General features: G+C 50.8%; 11 protein-coding genes and 1 pseudogene. 3 read left to right on the forward strand and 9 right to left on the reverse strand.

Annotated features, from left to right (window positions below):
* Positions 1–646, reverse strand: a pseudogene (locus tag MoGM_RS02130) (peptidase M3); the annotation flags it as partial.
* A 535-nt stretch (positions 647–1,181) separates the two neighbouring features.
* Between MoGM_RS02130 and MoGM_RS02135 the strand changes: the two are divergent.
* Positions 1,182–1,835 carry a porin family protein gene (locus tag MoGM_RS02135; RefSeq protein ID WP_104368583.1) on the forward strand — a complete coding sequence of 218 codons (654 nt, stop codon included), beginning with the start codon at positions 1,182–1,184 and terminating at the stop codon, positions 1,833–1,835.
* Between the two features lie 104 nt (positions 1,836–1,939).
* On the opposite strand, the gene MoGM_RS02140 is transcribed toward MoGM_RS02135, so the two are convergent.
* The 3 genes from MoGM_RS02140 to MoGM_RS02150 form a co-directional block, all read right to left on the reverse strand.
* Complete coding sequence (locus MoGM_RS02140; RefSeq protein WP_104368584.1) at positions 1,940–4,804, reverse strand: sugar-binding domain-containing protein; 2,865 nt, start codon at positions 4,802–4,804, stop codon at positions 1,940–1,942.
* A gap of 149 nt (positions 4,805–4,953) precedes the next feature.
* Positions 4,954–6,984, reverse strand: a complete 2,031-nt coding sequence (locus MoGM_RS02145; protein WP_104368568.1) for a beta-galactosidase — start codon at positions 6,982–6,984, stop codon at positions 4,954–4,956.
* The gene (locus MoGM_RS02150; protein ID WP_104368585.1) at positions 6,981–7,655 is read right to left on the reverse strand and encodes an SGNH/GDSL hydrolase family protein; all 675 of its coding nucleotides are present in this window, start codon (positions 7,653–7,655) and stop codon (positions 6,981–6,983) included. Before MoGM_RS02150 ends, MoGM_RS02145 begins: the two co-directional genes overlap by 4 nt.
* 687 nt (positions 7,656–8,342) lie before the next feature.
* On the opposite strand from MoGM_RS02150, the gene MoGM_RS02160 reads away from it, so the two are divergent.
* Positions 8,343–10,022: a SulP family inorganic anion transporter gene (locus MoGM_RS02160; protein ID WP_104368570.1), complete on the forward strand. Its 1,680-nt coding sequence runs from the start codon at positions 8,343–8,345 to the stop codon at positions 10,020–10,022.
* A 240-nt stretch (positions 10,023–10,262) separates the two neighbouring features.
* Entirely contained in the window at positions 10,263–10,721 is a 459-nt protein-coding gene (locus MoGM_RS02165; protein WP_233210129.1) for a DUF4112 domain-containing protein, read from the forward strand.
* Positions 10,722–10,757: 36 nt separating this feature from the next.
* Here the strand turns inward: MoGM_RS02165 and MoGM_RS02170 are convergent, their stop codons facing one another.
* The 5 genes from MoGM_RS02170 to MoGM_RS02190 all read right to left on the reverse strand — a co-directional run bounded on the left by MoGM_RS02170 (position 10,758) and on the right by MoGM_RS02190 (position 16,181).
* Complete coding sequence (locus MoGM_RS02170; RefSeq protein ID WP_104368572.1) at positions 10,758–11,273, reverse strand: DUF6646 family protein; 516 nt, start codon at positions 11,271–11,273, stop codon at positions 10,758–10,760.
* 22 nt (positions 11,274–11,295) lie between these two features.
* Positions 11,296–12,756, reverse strand: a complete 1,461-nt coding sequence (locus tag MoGM_RS02175; RefSeq protein ID WP_104368573.1) for a hypothetical protein — start codon at positions 12,754–12,756, stop codon at positions 11,296–11,298.
* 115 nt (positions 12,757–12,871) lie between these two features.
* Complete coding sequence (gene glmM, locus MoGM_RS02180) at positions 12,872–14,260, reverse strand: phosphoglucosamine mutase (RefSeq protein WP_104368574.1); 1,389 nt, start codon at positions 14,258–14,260, stop codon at positions 12,872–12,874.
* A gap of 174 nt (positions 14,261–14,434) precedes the next feature.
* Complete coding sequence (locus tag MoGM_RS02185; RefSeq protein ID WP_104368586.1) at positions 14,435–15,058, reverse strand: DUF4827 domain-containing protein; 624 nt, start codon at positions 15,056–15,058, stop codon at positions 14,435–14,437.
* Positions 15,059–15,146: 88 nt separating this feature from the next.
* A complete protein-coding gene (locus tag MoGM_RS02190) occupies positions 15,147–16,181 on the reverse strand; it encodes a bifunctional oligoribonuclease/PAP phosphatase NrnA (protein ID WP_104368575.1) in 1,035 nt (344 codons plus the stop codon).
* Positions 16,182–16,269 lie beyond the last annotated feature (88 nt).

Consider the following 16,269-nt stretch of genomic DNA (forward strand, 5'->3'; position numbering starts at 1 on the left):
CGGCGGCCGCCTCCCGCGCCGTGTCGGGCAGGCCTTCGAGGTTTTTCTCGTCGGTGATGTGTAGCGTGAACGCTTTTTCCTCTTTCAACAGGTTCTGCGAGAATTGGAGCGAGAGCATGCCTGCTTCCTCGGTGAGCTTGCGCAGACGCTCCTTGCCATCATCGTCGAGCAACGCTCCGCTGCGCGCGAAACCGTCATAGCAGTCGTCAAGCAACCTTTTTTCCTCAGGAGTGAGCTTCCGGTGATGCCGCTTCACGGCCTTAATGCGGTCAAACAGTCTCGGATTAAGGCGCACATCATTGGCATGTTGCGTCAATATTGGCTGCATTTTCTGTGCCAGGGCATCGAGTTCATCGTTGGTCTCGGCACTGAGCATATTGAAAAACACAGTAGAAACACGTGAAAGCAAATCATAATAGCCCTCACGTGTCTCGTCTTTGTTGATTATCGTATTATCGAATGTTGGCTTCTCGGGGTTGTTTATCGTCTTCTCTATCTGCTCGTTGTCACGGCGTATGCCCTCCATGAAAGCCTCCTCGTAGTCTTCAAGCCTGATACGGTCGAAAGGCACCGTGTCGTGTGGTGTGCCGTAAGGCTCGAAAAATGGGTTTATGCGTTTTGTGTTATCTGTCTTTTTATCGTTCATGACTGTCTTTAATATTGAAATGCAAAGTTACACAAAATATCATTCACATATTAATATAAAGTAAAAAATAACGTTAATTGCTTGCCGCCAAACCGTTCCTTGAAGACCCACTCCGACCTTAATGTAAACATTATGTCATAAATCTAACATTTTATCTCTCCACGAAATAAAACGGCATTCCTATTACAAGACCCGATACACAGGTATCATCCACAAGCACATCACAATGGTCTTGACCGCATTCGGACGCCCGTTGCAATAAACGCAGACTGTAAATGCCCTCCGACAGCACGGCTTTACCGCAACCACGCATACGCCATTGGCGGTCAACAAATTAACAAAACCCGCCAGATATACGAATACTTCCGACCGGCAGATTGCTTTTTTCAAGACAAGCGGGTTCTGGAAGTTGTTTTGTATGTTTTTTGATAGCAAACAAAGCATGACAATCAAAAAATCTGCATCACCCATGGCAGTTATATCAGATTATTTGTATATCTTTGCATCCGTCATAGACTTTATTTTTTACATCGACATGAAAAAGATCATCATTGCAATAATTGCCGCTGTCATGGCCTTGCCAACATGCGCGCAATACGACAGTTACAGGGTTCAGGATAACGGATATTCCAACTTTATGGACGAGTACAATATCTACTACGGCCTGCGGCTCGGTTTGGCCGTAGGCTCGGTACATTCCGACGACCCGCGACTCGACGGCGGCAGCAGCCAGTCGGGTTTAAACTTCGGCGGTGTGGTCGGTATACAGCTTTCACCCACCACTCCTGTATGTCTTGAAACCGGTCTTTTCTACACTGAAAAAGGAGGAAAGGGTGTCATAGACGGTGTAAAGTTCACTTTCGACCTCAACTATTTAGAGATTCCCATTCTTGTGAAATACAAATATGAGTTGGACGACAACTTTTCCGTTCAACCGTTCGGCGGCGGGTATATCGCTTTCGGCATAGGCGGAAAAGTGAAAAACTATAAGGAGAGGGAGAGCTGCTCATCGTTTTCTTCGGATTATTTCAAACGCTTCGATGGCGGTCTGCGCATCGGATGCGGCCTTGAATACAGCATGATTTATGCCGAGGCTGCCTACGAATTCGGCCTTGCCAATATATGCCACAGCGATTTCGACTCATCAAGAAACGGATGTCTGTATATCAACTGCGGAGTGAATTTCTAATAATCAGGAGTTGAGGAGTAAGGAGGATAGTAACAAAGCATTCTTTAACTTATGTCGCTATCCTCCTTACTCCACAACTCCTTACTCCACAACTCCTGATCCACCTACTTCAACTTCGGTTTCAACTCGTCGGGAGAGTCTTTCGTAAACATATTCACCGCCGGAGCCTCTTTCTCGAAGAGGTTTGTTATTGTCTGCGGTTCGAGTGTCAAAGACGGTTTGAAATCGGTTCCGCCCACATATTCTATCATAGCCTTGCGCATCTGGCGAGCAACCACACGACGGTCAAGATCGCTATCAATGTCTATCGTAGTCATGAGCAGCTTGCCTTTCAGCACATTGGCTTCTACGACCATGCCGATCTTGCGGCTTATGTGCCACGTGTCTATCGGCTGTACCGGCGGCTGATAATCGGCAGGAAACTCGCGCAGGTTCATTACCTGAGCCTTGTTGAGCAGTTCCCACCAGTTGAGATTGCTCCAATCATCGGTCGGGAAACAACGGAACAGCGGGTGTGACACGTCTATCGAGGCACCGGTGGTGTGCGGAGGGCGCATCTTAAACCAACTTGTATTCCAGAAAACGGGCAGGTATGTCTGCTTTATATCGTTACCCATGCGCACCTTTCCAGCGGCAGCAATAAGCACACGGCCGCCACGCTCGAGCACCGCCAGTGCCTTGGCATCGAGAGTGTCGGTGATATGTATGCCGTCGGCCGACGGCATACCGACGGTCTTGGGATATACCCAGAAATCCCATTTATTCTCTGCCCTTGGAGCATTGTCCGACACTACGGCTACATTGAGAGACAGTTTCTTGGGCTCCTGTATACCTGCAAGGGTGAAAACCACATCACACAGGCCATGGTTCTTCCCCACGGCAATGTCCTTACCATCTGTCTTTCCGGCAAAGACGGTCTTCCCATCACATGAAACAGTATACTCAGCCACGGCTCCCACCAACGTTTCCTTGTATGCGTTATACAGTTCCACAGGCACAGCCAGTGTCTCGTCGTTGGTGTAAACGAACTTCGGAAAACGGGCAAGAGGCACTATCGGGGCGCAAAATCCGCTCCAATCGTCAGCCGTGCAGTAGCCTTTCTCACGCCAGAAGACATTCAGCACGCCCACAAGCGCCGTGCCCTGACCGCTGTAATCGTTCAGGCCGAGAAGCTGAAAACCGGCATAGTCCTTGGTACGCAGGTTGCGTTCAAGCTCATATTTATACGCCAAAGTCTGCAACTTACCGCTGGCCATGAGGAATTTTTCGGCTTGCGAGGCCATTCCGTTATCGCGAAGAAGGTCTCGGAATATTTCGAAATTTCCGGCTTTGTATACACCTGTATACTGATTTAACTCCTTGAAATCGGGGAACGCGCACCATTGGCCCTGTTCATGACTTATGTACGGTTCGTTGATTTCGAATGTCAGCGGCTTGCGGCCCTTCTGTGTGAAGCTCGTTATTGCGGAGGCGTAGTTGTCTTCCGACTGCGGGGCATGCCTGTCCCAGTCGAGTCCGCGCGCGCCGCCCTTGACATGGTACTCGCTCTTCGGGTCCCAGGCCCATCCTCCGCCAACCGATGCGCCGCAATATACACGGCGACGGTCGCCCGTGCTCTTCCAGTAGTCTACGAAATCGCCCACCCAGCGCACCCAGTCGCCGGCCGGTTCGTTGCCGGCCGCCAGCATACAGAACGACGGATGGTTGCCATAAGCCTTCACCATGCGCCGCGTCTCTTCGAGCAAATAATGATCTATATTCATCTTCCTGCCGAGACGCACACCGTGATTGGGCCATGACGGGCCTTCGGGTTGCAGATAGAAACCCACCTTATCGGCTGCGGCAAAGGCAGCCTCCGGCGGACAGTACGAGTGAAAACGCATCATGTTAAGGCCGTATTCCTTGCATTTGCGGAATATGGCAAGCCACGATTGCTCGTCCGTCGGCGGATAACCGGTAAGCGGGAAACAACAGTTGCCCACCGTACCGCGCATCCATATAGGATTACCGTTGAGGTAAAACTGCTTTCCCTTTATCGCAATCTCGCTCATTCCGAACGTGACACGACGCTCATCATCGCCCACCGAGACGGTCAATTCATAAAGATTAGGCTCGAACTCGCTCCAAAGCCTCACGTCACCGCCCATTTCAAGCACCACCGAAGCGGTGTCGTCGGATGTATTGACTACCGCTACCGTCTCCTTTCGCCCCGATGTTCCGTCGGGTTTGAGCAACAGCGGGTGGCAGAACGAAATTTTCTTACGCCCCTTGTCACCTGCCGTCCGCACCTCGACACGTATCTTTTTGCCCTGCACGTCCGGATAAACCTGCACGTCATCGATGTAAACACGCGGCACTCTGCGCAGCTCTATCCTGCCAACGATACCGTTCCAGCATCCTTGTGTCTGGTCGGTCACGCTGTGTGAGTCCTGCCCCACGCACACGTTCTCAATGCCGTTGTATATCCGTATTGCGATGTCGTTGGCCTGACCGGCCTTCACATAGGGCGTGATGTCAAACTCATGAGGCACGCTCAGCGACGAGTCGCGCCCCGCAATGCGGCCGTTAACGTAGACCGTAGTCTCGATATGCGGCCGTTCGAGATAAAGAAGCACACGGCCCTTGCGCCACGCTTTTGGCACATCCACACGCTTCATGTACCACGCCGGGCCTACATAATGCTTGCCGGGAGTGAGGAAGAAAGGAAATTTCATCTTCCCGGCCACCCGGTATTTCTCCATGTAGGGATTGAAAAAGAACGAGGAATCGTAAAGACTGCTCACCCAACGGGTGTCTACCGTCACCTCATCGCCCTTGCCATTGGTTAGCATCGAGCCCGGCAAGGTTATCTTATCATTATATTCAGGCTTGTCGCCCATGGCGAAATTCCACTCTCCCGACAAGTCTATGGTCTGTGCCACAGTTGCCGAACAAAAGGCAGCCAGAAGCGCAAAAATGTATTTTCTCATTGTCATATGCTATTTGTTTTATTTCCGTTATCCATTGTATCCGGCCTCATTACGTATTCATTACGCCTATACCGAATACTTTGGCTTGTTTAAATCATGCCATACACACATCCGTGACGGCGCGTTTAATCACAATACCCGCCGTGAAATCACGGCACAGGAACTATCTTCACGCCCACGACTTCCTCTCCCGGCCTGCCGGCTTTAGCCTCACGGGGGAAATATACAGGCATGTTCTCCTGCAAAGGGAGTATCCGCAGTTCCATTTCAGTACATCCCTCGGGCAACCGCCAAAGACCGAAAAGGAAACGACGGCCGTTGTAGAAGTTGTCGGCCACGAGCTTTCCGTTCACATAAAGACGCGCCACATCGCCACGATAGTCTATTTCCAGCATCCTGCGGAACTTGCCGGCAGACTCTTGCGGAACGGTAATCCGATACACGGCGGCACTCCCGAAGTCGTCATCCGTCGGCTCTTCGGCCACTTTCTGCACTCCGATTGTTATCTTACGCTGCTGCGGAGCGGCGTCTCTCACCTTCACGCAGGCGGCATCCGACCCTATGTCTTCCACGCCTTCATCCTCATAGAACAGCCTCGACGCCTCATCGCCAGCAAGCAAATAGATATTCTTATATACCGGCTTGCCCAATCCCCGTGCCTTGACGTTCTTCAATACCTTGCCGTCCACGGCTATCTCTACAGGCACACCGGTGATCTGTTCCATATATATATTGCCGTCGCGACGGGCTATAAGTTGTGCGGTGGCATAGCGGATACCGTCTACATTGACAGGAAATATGCACATCGTGCCCGACGGAATGGTGACCGGCTTCGATGGGAAACGCACTCCGCAGACATCGAACGTAACCCCTTTCTTGGCCGAAAGGTTCTGCAGACGCTCGTAGTTGTTGACAAACACAAAAGCGCTGCCGTCCCTGGAGCGGTACGACCATCGTAGAAACGAGTCGTCGCCTTTCTTAATCTCCTGCCGGCACGGGAAAGAAGCGGTCATCGGAGCGAGAGTCTCTCCGTAGTCCTTCATGAACAGGTGGAGCTTGCGCAGAGTGAAATAATGCGGATTTGCCTGTCCGAACTCCCCGAGCGGGGCCTGAAAGTCGTATGTCTTCACAGGCAGGTCATTATAGTTCGTGGCTCTGGTACGCTGCGTTTCGTTCAGATAAGTATACCCCTCTGGGTTGGTGCCTCCGTGATACATGTAGTAGCCTAGCAGGTTGCTGCCGCTGCCGAGTTTCACAATAGCGAGAGAGTAAGCGTCTTCAGGATAGATATACGGACGGCGGTGATAGGATGTCATCATGCCGCCTCCGAGTTCGCAGGTGAAATACGGGTAACGCTCATCGCCATTGTTGAGCTTTTCTTTCTGCTCGCCGAGCTGCTCGGTGGCTATCGCCGTACTGCTGCGGAAAGCCTTGAAGTTAAACGCCTTATAGTAGTTTCCGGCTGTCTCGGCCGTCGAACGTTCCCAGAAACCGTCGGCATAGTCACCATACAAGGGCAGCATCTCGCCGAAAGGAACCGGTGTGCGGAGTTCGGGCCAACCAGTACGGGTGTAAAACGGCAGGTCAAACCCGATGTCGAGAGCCATTTTCTTCAATGCCATGAGATAGCTGCCACGACCGCGATACTCATTGTCGAACTGCGCCGCCATGACGGGTCCGCCGTCTTTCCATTGCAAACCCTGCACCTGGGCGAATATCTGACGGTACAACCGCCCGGTATACTTCATGAACACAGGATTTTCCTCACGCATCCTGCACCCCTTGTCGAACATCCAGTCGGGTATGCCTCCGTTGCGGACCTCGCCGTGACAGAACGGGCCGAGACGCAAAACGACCGGCATTTCCTCTTTCCCGCATATCTCAAGAAAGCGCCGCAAGTCTCTGCATCCGCTCCAGTCGAACACTCCTTCACGTTCTTCCACATGATTCCAGAACACGTATGCGGCAATGACTGTCACACCACCGGCCTTTATCCTGCGCACCTCACGCTCCCACTCGCCGGCCGGAATACGCGAGTAGTGTACCTCGCCCATCACGGGCATCACCCTGCGGCCGTCTATCATTAGACTATGCTCATCCCATGCCACGGCCGGATTCTGTGCCCACAGACAGGATGTCCATAACAGGCAGGCGATGATAAAAATAAACTTATGCTTCATTTCCTTTTTCCAATTGCTTGATTTACCTGCGAGGCTATCTGCCCGTGTCCCTTTATCGTAGGGTGCCCGCTCTTCTTGTCTATCCCTCTCAACTCTATGCAAGGCACTCCCTCATGCCTGCATACGGTCTTGACGGAAGACGAAATGTCGTCTCTCAGTCCGTCGTTGAGCAGGAAATATATCTCAGTATTCGGATAACGGTCTTTAATATACGCCAGCATGTAAGCCATGGCGGGACGGAACGTGTATAAATCGGCTTCCGATATTCCATCATAACGATACTCACCGACGGGCACACCAGCCCAACTGTCGTTTGTCCCACCGAATATTAAGATAATATCGGGACACCCGAGATTATCCATCCTGGCTATGAAAGAGCGGTCACGGTAGTCGCTACCGTGATATCCACGGAAGCACACGGTTGACCCGGAGAACGAGTTGTTGACAAAAAGACGCCATCCGTTGTCAGTAATCACCCTGTGCCACCACGTCTGCCGTACACTGTTCACGTCAGTATTCTTGTAGTCGGGAGCGGCATTATACCATGTGTAGTTGGACTTCGGGGTGATAAATCCCTCAAACGTGGAATACGAGTCACCGAGAATGGAAACTGTTTTTGTCTGCGCCATCAGCACAACGGCCGACAAGCCGAAAACGAACAGCAACACCATTCGCCCGGCTGAAAATTTTGCGATATAACCAGTCATCAGATCAGTAGATTTGTTTTAGTCGCAAAGATACGGAAAAATATTGATACTTGATTGCCGTAATGTGTACAAAAAGCCGTTTCAGGCATTGTCACACATACCGCCAATAAAAAACGGATACATTTCCGCAATGGAACGAATTGTAATATTTATATCATAAAAAAGCGGCTCTGTTTTTTCTCATTCCGGAAAAATCGACACGATACGTACCGCTATATACAATACGATAGTGCGCATTCCGCAAACCGAAAAACAAGTCAAAATCCTGCAACGGGACACCCGTTGGTCTGCATCCGGCATGCTATTGCAATGCGTTTAGCGGCCCGTTGTCTTCCAACGGGCCGCTAAATGCGACGCAATAAGGCGCTTATTGCGGAAAATCAGATATGGACGAACGGCTTATTATATATAAACATCACCGAACGCAAGTATATCAAACTGAGACACAAACAGTTATGCGAAACCGAAAAATACGGCGATATTTCCGGCCACGGGATCTTTAATTTCAAAATAACCGAAATACAAACAGCCTTTTGTAATAATTATTCCGAGTGTCAACAAGGCATCATAAAAGTTTAAAAACATTTTGTCATTTCGACTAATAGAAGTACCTTTGCAACGTTTTTTCAGAATAACATAAATTATTTAACAATGAAAACATTTCAATTCAGGCCGAGACTTGTCTCTACTCTGAAACATTACGACAAGAAAACACTCACCGCCGACATCATGGCAGGCATCATAGTGGGCATCGTAGCCCTGCCGCTCGCCATCGCTTTCGGCATCGCCTCGGGCGTGACACCCGAGAAAGGTATCATCACGGCCATCGTGGCAGGACTGATAATATCCGTATTCGGCGGCAGCAAAGTACAGATAGGCGGCCCTACGGGAGCGTTCATCATCATCATCTACGGCATCATACAGCAGTATGGAATGGAAGGACTGGCCGTGGCTACCTTCATGGCCGGAGCCTTTCTCGTGCTATTCGGCGTGCTGCGGCTCGGCACGATCATCAAATACATTCCCTACCCGATTATCGTAGGATTCACAAGCGGTATAGCGGTGACTATATTCACCACACAGATTAAAGACCTGCTCGGACTGACTATGGACAGCGTACCGGCCGACTTCATAGAGAAATGGATTGCCTACGGACGAAACATGGCCACGATAGACCCGTGGAGTGCTGCGGTGGGAATACTTAGCGTGGCGGTGATTGCCGTAAGCCCGAAGTTCAGCAAGAAGATACCCGGCTCGCTCATAGCCATAATAATAATGACGGTAGCGGCGCTGCTGCTGAAAAACATGGCCGGGGTAACCACTATCGAGACAATAGGCGACAGGTTCTCGATAAGCAGCGAACTGCCGGAAGTGCATGTTCCGCAAATGAATTGGGACACAATAAAGAGCCTCGTGTCGCCGGCTGTCACGATAGCGATACTCGGAGCCATCGAGTCGCTGCTCTCCGCCACAGTAGCCGACGGCGTGGTTGGCGACCACCACGACTCAAACACCGAGCTTGTGGCACAGGGCATGGCCAATCTTGCCTCTCCGCTGTTCGGCGGTATACCGGCAACCGGAGCAATAGCACGCACCATGACCAACATCAACAACGGCGGACGCACACCCGTATCTGGCATAATACACGCTGCCGTGCTTCTGCTCATATTCCTGTTTCTCATGCCACTGGCTCAGTATATACCGATGGCCTGCCTTGCGGGAGTGCTCGTCGTGGTGGCATACGGCATGTGCGGGTGGCGCTCTTTCAAGGCGCTGATGAGAAACCCTAAGAGCGATGTCAGCGTACTGCTGATCACTTTCTTCCTGACCATAATCTTCGACCTGACCATCGCCATAGAAGTGGGACTGATAATAGCATGTCTGCTTTTCATGAAACGAATGTCGGAGACTACCGACGTGAAAGTAATCATGGACGAAATCGATCCCAACGACGAGGCAGACATCAACTCCGGTAACCTCGAACATCTCACGATACCGCAGGGGGTGGAGGTTTATGAGATCAACGGCCCCTACTTCTTCGGAGCGGGAAACAAGTTTGAGGAAATCATGGCATCTTTCGGCGACCGTCCGAAGGTGCGCATAATCCGCATGCGAAAGGTGCCGTTTGTTGACTCGACAGGTATCCACAACCTCACAAACCTTTGCGAAATGAGCGCGAAAGAAGGGATACGGATAGTGCTTTCCGGAGTGAACGACAAGGTACAGAAAGCCCTGAGAAAAGCCGGATTTAACGATATTGTGGGTGAAGAGAATATCTGCGGGCATATAGATCAGGCTATAGCAAGAGCCAAAGTAATTGCCGGAGAATAAGGACTGAGGCTCCCTCACAACAATACAGACCGGCACGGGCTGCACGGAACATACGGACAAGACTTTTCACCGTCCGCCGTTCCGCGCAGCCCGTGTCGGTTCATGGAATTGCAAATGTAGCCGAAAAAATAGTTAGACGATGCTAAAAAACACCTCACAAAGATACGATTATTCGCCCAAAAGCGGGCTTATTCGTATATTTGCCGTATGATATGACTTTAAATAATGGAGGATAAGGATATGAAAGACAGGAAAGAGCTGAAACAGCACCCTATGTTCATCACGCTCGAACGGATTGCACGGTATATGGACAAATACTATTTAGACGGCGTGATTGGCCTCGTGCCGGGCATGGGAGACGTATTCTCGGCTCTGTGCACAGTGCCGTTCGTATATTTCACGCTGGTGGTGGCGAGGTCGGTGCCTCTCACGCTGGCCGTCATCAACAACACGCTTCGCGACGTACTCGTGGGAATGGTGCCGTTTTTCATAGGCAACGTGCTCGACTTCTTTTACCGGTCAAACTTGCGCAATCTGAAAATGATTATCGGATTTGTCAACGGAGACAGCAGGATTGTGGGCGAGGTGAACCGGAAGGCGCTGGGAGCCGTTGCTATGATGATCGTGCTGCTCGGGCTGATAGCAGCCATGGCGGTACTGCTCGTGAAACTCGGAGGCTGGCTCGTGTCGCTGTTATAAACGCCGCGTGACGCCCGCCACACAGCAGGCATGCCCTCATTCGAGATTTACGGTCAATCCGACTGATATGACAGTATGGCCGCGATACAGGCCGAGGTCGTCATTCGACTTGTTCTTGAAAGTGTTGAACAGCGGATGCGCACAATCGGCATACACACCTATCCACTCGCTGAAATTCATGCGGACGCCGCCACACATCCCACCGGTATGGAAACCCACGAACGGACCGGCATATACATCGAGCCACGAGGGCAGTCCCAGCAGGTGCTGCCCGTGGATGTAGGCATGCGCCTTTACATCGAACCCATCCATTCCCTGCGGCGGTTCGTCAAACTTAGACTTGTCTGCAATACGGTATCTGACACCCGTGCCTAACGACAGCCAGTCGTTACACCCGTAGTCTGCACCTATCTCGAAGCCGGGATCGAAGTCTACCGTCATATAACCGGCATACAGTTTGAAGTCGAAATTTCCGTCAAAAGCCTGTGCCCCGGCATCCCTGATACCGGATACGAGAAGGAGCAGAAGCACCATTCTCTTAATTATGCTCATTTCAGTGACAGCCATTGGCCTGCTATTTGATGACATACTTGTTGATATAAGCCACACGGCGGCGCTCTCCGGTCTGCTTGTTCTTCACTATCTGATTGCCGTAGACAAGGAAACAGTCGCCAAACCAATGCTGTGTGTTGGTGCTGCGAGCTTTCTTTACGTCTTCATTTTCCTCGTCGGTGGCAAGTATCTCCGACTCACGGTCATGCAGAGTGGAACCGTCACGGTCGCTGACTACCTTCTTGAAGATTTTCTTACCGTCGCCGAAGAGCATCGCCATATTGCCATCTCTGACACCTGCACTGACAAAACGCTTTACATAATAAGGTCTCGTCCGCGGCGCCATCTCGAAACAATTGTCCCACAGAATGTTGCCCCCGGCGTCGAACTTGGCAAGCACGGCATGCGTGTAGGCATATCCTGAGAATGTCGTGCGCACGGTGTTGCCAACCATCGTGGTTGTGTAAGTGGGATAGTAAGCCTCACCGAGATAGTAGTATGCGCCGCCGTGGGAAATGATATCGTGGCCGGCCATGAGATAGTTGCGTGTATACTCCTTTCCCTTCTTCTTGGCTTTCTCTACCCTGCGTGCGGCCTTCTTCTGTCCGCGCTCGCTCATATAATCAGTGAAATTATTGAGCTCGAGAAAGTTGTAGAACCTGACAAAGCGGAGATTGTCGTTGCCAAGCTCGGCAAAATATATGCCTTGCGACCGTCCGGGCTTGTCGCCGTATGTGCCGGTGAGGAAGCGTTTGCCGCCTGTCTTCGACACGGAGCCCGACGCAAGTATCCTTCCGGCAGGCAAATCGAGCTTCGTTCGACTGATGATGTTTCCCTGCATATCTATCTTGAAGAGGCATACTTCCTTGTCGAGACGCACTATGGAGTTTATCTCACCGTCGACAACGGTGGTCTCTATTATGTTCACCTTTGAGTCGCTGACACCCTTGAAGTGCATGTCGGCATGTGTTATCGCGCCGCTCGCGAGATCGAGAATGCCCACGCGCTTCAAGTTCTTGCGGCTGCTGCTGAATATCATCTTGCCGCCGTGTATCTGCTCGTCATACATCTGCGACTTGCGACTGTAATCGCTTTCGTACACACGGTGTTCGCCTGTATTGAGATCGTAGGCCACTACTGCCATCTCCCCGTTCTTACGGCGCAGCACGCTGTAATGCATGTCGCCGTCGGGGAACAACGAATACATGTCGAGATGCTTGTCGATGAGGAAGGAGTCGCAGCGGACAAGCCGCAGGCCGGTATCGTAATGGCTTATCTTGAAATAGTGGAGGCCGCCGCTGCTTTCCTTGGCGAATTGCAGAAGCAGAGCGCCTTTCTCTTTCATAGACTCTACATAACTATTGTTGTAGTCACCCTTATTGTCCCATTCCACACGGGCCTCAACCTGTGCGGACATTTCTATATGCCAAGCGGCAAACAGAATGATGCTGAACAATGATTTAAAGAATGCGGATTTACCCATGATTTATAGTTTTAAGTATTAGTCAAGGCATGCATTACAATACATGCTACGGTGGCAAAGATAAAAAAAAAACCGAAAGAAAAGAATCTTTCGGCTGTTTTTTTATCGGTCGTTGTTATTTTTTCTGCATGTCGTATACCACCTGCATGAGTTTCTTTCCGAGCGTGTCGGCCTCTTCCATGGTGGCAGCCTCACTGTAAACCCGGATTATCGGCTCTGTATTTGAGGCGCGGAGATGCACCCACTTGTCGGCAAAGTCTATCTTAACACCGTCTATATCATTCACTTTCTCGTCACCGTACATGTCTTTAACCTTGTCAAGTATGGCATTGATGTCGGTCGTCGGGGTGAGATCTATACGGTTTTTGGCTATAAAATAATTCGGGAACGAGGCACGAAGCTCGCTCACTTTGCACCCTTTATGAGCCAGAGAAGACAGGAACAACGCTATGCCCACAAGCGCATCACGGCCATAATGGCTCTCAGGGTATATCACACCACCGTTTCCTTCTCCGCCGATTACCGCGCCGACCTCTTTCATTCTCGTGGTGACATTCACCTCACCGACTGCCGCCGCCGTGTATTCACCGCCGTGAGCGACAGTCACATCGCGCAAAGCACGGGTAGAACTGAGATTGCTCACCGTATTGCCGGGTGTGTGCGAGAGCACATAATCTGCAATGCTGACGAGCGTATACTCCTCACCGAACATCGCGCCGTCTTCCGAGATGAACGCAAGACGGTCCACATCGGGATCCACCACGATACCGAGGTCATAGCCGCCGCTTTTCATCTCATCCATTATTCCCGTGAGATTTTTCTCCAACGGCTCCGGATTATGGGCGAAATCGCCGGTAGGCTCACCGTTAATCAACTTGTATTCCACACCCAACCGATCAAGCAATTCGGGCAGGATGATGCCTCCCACGCTGTTTATAGCGTCCACACAGACACGAAATCCGGCACTTCTCACCGCCTGCCCGTCTACCAAAGCGAGGGCAAGCACCGAGTCAATGTGTTTCCTGTTGTATGTATCGTCGACCGTGTAATGCCCGACACGGTCGACATCGGCATACTCGAAATCTTCTTTTTCGGCTATCGCCAGCACCTCGCTTCCATCTGCCTTGGTGAGAAACTCTCCCTCATTGTTAAGCAGTTTCAAAGCATTCCACTGACGGGGATTATGGCTTGCGGTAATGATTATACCGCCATCGGCACCCGACATGCGAACAGCAAGCTCGGTGGTGGGCGTTGTCGCGAGACCAATGTCTATCACGTCGTAACCCACGCCCATGAGAGTGCCGCACACTACGCTGCGAACCATCTCGCCTGAGACGCGCGCATCACGACCGACCACGATCTTACCGCTACCCGACGGTGTATTGCGGTGTATGAAAGTGGCGTATGCCGTGGTGAACTTCACTATGTCGAGAGGATTCAGCGTGTCGCCTGTAGCGCCGCCGATAGTACCCCGTATGCCTGATATTGATTTTATAAGAGTCATTCCTTTATATCTTTGATGTACCTTTTCTGATTTCCGATAACACACATTCCATATCTAACGGTGTACCGGTATCGTCTTATTATATGATTATCACCGCGCAATAACACGTATGTCCGTATTCCAGAGCACGCTTACCGTCACTCCCGGATATACTCGACACATACCGCAATATGCTTATTTCTCCCTCTGATAGGTTATCTCATAATAGCACGGATATACGCTCGAAGTGGCGTATGAATGTCCCTGGGTGTGTGGCACGATCAGGCGGACCTTCGCAATCTCATCGGCTGGTGTGGTCTGGCGTCCCACCCTGATATATTGCAGCGGAACAAGCCAGCCGGCCGGCACCGACGCGCCATAGGTACTGAACATCACTCCCGAACTGAACGATGCGGTATACTGGCTTCCGGTGCGTGTGACAGACATCTTGTCGTAGTTTCTGGGATTGTAGTCATTACGGGACTGCACTGCCTTGTCGAATATGTTATACTCCATGTATCTGCAAATCAGATTGACCTGCTTGTTCTCTTCAAGTTTCTCGCCGGCGCCCTTACGCACAATCTGCATGTAAACACCGCTGTTGGGCAGATACACGAACTCGTTTTTCTCTACGGAAGTGGAATCTCCCTGCGCATGAAAACGGCTGTCGTCAATCACGTTTATCTTCTCGCTCCTGATGTATTCGCTGATAGCGTCGCGCTCTCTTTCCTTCTTTTCACCGTATGTCTCATAATCGTCGCAAGAGGCAAACGACATCACCGCCGCAAGCGCGACCAGCATGAATAAAGGCTTTTTCATTCTTATCATCTGTTTATTCTTAGGTTCATTTATAATATTCACAACCCGCAAAATTAATAAAATATCGTCAAATACGGGCAATCTTATTCTACTTTAACGTGCTTGCGAAATGAGACAAAGCCTTTTTGGTTATCTCGACAGCCTCGTCAATACCGCATTCGAGACGTCCGCCCGAAGCGTTCAGATGTCCGCCGCCATTGAAAAACGCCTCTGCCACCTTGTTGCACGGGAAGTTCCCGACCGACCGCAGACTGACAAGTACCACATTCGGCCGTTCGGTATCCTCACGCAATGATATGGAAAGCTTGAGTCCCTTTATCTGTAAAGGCATGTTTACAAGTCCCTCCGCATCGCCTTTGATAAAACGGAAACGCCGCTGTTCCTGCTTGGTGAGCGTAAAAAAGGCGGCGTGATAGTCGCTCACGACAACCAACTTGCAGTAAAGCACATAGCCGATCAGACGCAGACGGTTCTCACTGTAATTATTATATACGTTCCGGTAGATTTTATCTTTGTCTATCCCTTTTGTCAGCAACCGGCTTATGATGAAGAATATATCAGGCGACGAGCTGTTATATACAAACCCGCCGGTATCTGTCATCATGCCGCAATATATAGGAGCGGCAAACTGCGAGGTCATCATCGTGAAACAGTCGAGCTGCCACACGATACGGAACACCATCTCGCAGGTAGAACACATCTCGGGCCTTGAAATGACAAGGGCACAATCCATATCAGGTTCCAGATGATGGTCTATCATCACCTTGCGTGCCGTTGCCGATTCGAGAGAGGCCGCCATGGCATCAGTGCGCTTCGTCTGGTTGAAATCGAGACAGAATATCAGATCGGCACCTGCCATCACGGCATCCGCTTCGGCGGTATGCTTGTCGTAACGTAATATTTTCTCGGTATTGGGCATCCACTGCAAATAGTCGGGAAAAAGATCCGGAACAATTACCAACGGCCTCTTTCCACGATAACGCATATACTCGGCCATGCCGAGACATGAGCCTATGGCATCGCCATCCGGATTGGTATGACAACACAACACTATGTTTTCCGACTCTTCGACAAGCGTCTCCAGCACGTCGCGCTCATCCTTGGACAATATATCTTTAAGCATAATGGCGCAAAGGTACTAAAAAGATCAGACTTTATACCAATAATGACAAGGAAGTATCGGGAAAACGAAATATTATTGAAAATGAGGC

Origin of the sequence: Prevotella sp. MGM1, from assembly GCF_002933775.1 — a bacterium.
In the GTDB taxonomy this organism is placed as follows: Bacteria; Bacteroidota; Bacteroidia; order Bacteroidales; family Bacteroidaceae; genus Prevotella.

Coding starts and splice junctions, on each gene's coding strand:
- MoGM_RS02135 (WP_104368583.1), top strand. CDS start 1,182: ATGAAAAAGATCATCATTGCAATAATTGCCGCTGTCATGGCCTTGCCA.
- MoGM_RS02140 (WP_104368584.1), bottom strand. CDS start 4,804: ATGAGAAAATACATTTTTGCGCTTCTGGCTGCCTTTTGTTCGGCAACT.
- MoGM_RS02145 (WP_104368568.1), bottom strand. CDS start 6,984: ATGAAGCATAAGTTTATTTTTATCATCGCCTGCCTGTTATGGACATCC.
- MoGM_RS02150 (WP_104368585.1), bottom strand. CDS start 7,655: ATGGTGTTGCTGTTCGTTTTCGGCTTGTCGGCCGTTGTGCTGATGGCG.
- MoGM_RS02160 (WP_104368570.1), top strand. CDS start 8,343: ATGAAAACATTTCAATTCAGGCCGAGACTTGTCTCTACTCTGAAACAT.
- MoGM_RS02165 (WP_233210129.1), top strand. CDS start 10,263: ATGAAAGACAGGAAAGAGCTGAAACAGCACCCTATGTTCATCACGCTC.
- MoGM_RS02170 (WP_104368572.1), bottom strand. CDS start 11,273: ATGAGCATAATTAAGAGAATGGTGCTTCTGCTCCTTCTCGTATCCGGT.
- MoGM_RS02175 (WP_104368573.1), bottom strand. CDS start 12,756: ATGGGTAAATCCGCATTCTTTAAATCATTGTTCAGCATCATTCTGTTT.
- glmM (WP_104368574.1), bottom strand. CDS start 14,260: ATGACTCTTATAAAATCAATATCAGGCATACGGGGTACTATCGGCGGC.
- MoGM_RS02185 (WP_104368586.1), bottom strand. CDS start 15,058: ATGAAAAAGCCTTTATTCATGCTGGTCGCGCTTGCGGCGGTGATGTCG.
- MoGM_RS02190 (WP_104368575.1), bottom strand. CDS start 16,181: ATGCTTAAAGATATATTGTCCAAGGATGAGCGCGACGTGCTGGAGACG.